At 67.7% G+C, this 1,184-nt stretch carries 1 protein-coding gene; it reads left to right on the top strand.

The features are described from left to right. Nucleotides 1–137: 137 nt before the first annotated feature. Nucleotides 138–1,184, top strand: a 1,047-nt coding sequence (locus tag GV044_RS21705) for a hypothetical protein (RefSeq protein WP_159874551.1), incomplete at its 3' end; no start/stop codon positions are given.

The raw sequence follows: 1,184 nt of genomic DNA, 5'->3' as shown, positions 1-1,184 counted from the left end.
GCTCGAGGACGGTGGCACCAACGGCGCCGCGATCGTCGACGTCCCCACCGACGCCGGCACGTACACGGTGCAGCTCAACCAGGTGAACGGCTCCTGGAAGGTGCTCCGCGCGATCCTCCCCGGCGAGGACGACTGACATGGTCAAGTTCGTTGTCGGCGCCGTGGCGGTCATCGTCCTGTTCATCGGGATGCTCCTCGGCGCCTCCGGTGGCGGCTCGACCGCGGCCGCGGCGTGCGGTGCCGGCGCCGGCGACACCGCGGCGGTCACGAAGGACCTCCCGAAGAAGGTCGGCACGTGGGACACCGACCAGGTGAAGATGGCCGCACGTCTCGTGGGAGCCGCGCACGAGGTGAAGGCCAACGAGCAGGCCACCACCATCGTCGTGATGACGGCGATGGGTGAGTCGTCGCTGACGAACCTGAACCACGGCGACGCCGTCGACAACACCACCATCGGCGTGCTGCAGCAGGACGACAGCTACGGAGAGCGCGCCGACCGGCGGAACCCGGAGAAGGCTGCGAAGGCGTTCCTGGCGAAGCTGGTCAAGGTGCCGGACTGGGAGACGCTCGAGCCGACGCTCGCCGCCCACAAGGTGCAGGTCAACGCCGACCCGTACCACTACGCGAAGTTCTGGACCGACGCGCAGCAGATAGTCGCTGCCGTCACCGGCGCTGCGACCACGTCCGGCTGCGACGTCTCCGGCGACCAGGTCGAGCTTGCGAAGACCCTCAAGGCTGCGTGGGAGAAGGGCACCTTCACGGACACGTACCACCCGCAGATGGTGGAGCAGGAGATCCTGCCCATCGTCGACGGGACGACCAAGGACGGCTGCCAGGTCGACACCCGGATCTTGCAGCTGCTCGTCGCGGCGCTCAACAAGTACGGCTCCGTGCAGATCAGCGACATGAACCGTCCGTGCGTCGGGATCGGCACGCACTGCGAGTCCGGGTCGCTGCACTGCAAGAACCCGGCCGTGGCCGTGGACTTCAACACCGTCGGCGGGAACGTGCTCCTCGGCTCCGGAAAGCAGGACATCGAGTTCCTGAAGTGGCTCGACACCGTGATGCCGAAGGGCTCCCAAGCGGGCCAGGTGCAGTGCCGGCCGAACACGCCGCTGGAGAACTTCCGCCAGTTCGAAGACCCGTGCTCGCACCAGCACATCGACCTCGGCTCCACCACGGAG

The organism is Novosphingobium sp. 9U (assembly GCF_902506425.1).
Lineage (GTDB): Bacteria > Pseudomonadota > Alphaproteobacteria > Sphingomonadales > Sphingomonadaceae > Novosphingobium.
Note: the sequence above shows the minus strand (reverse complement) of the source record. Positions and strands in the feature narration are given on the sequence as shown.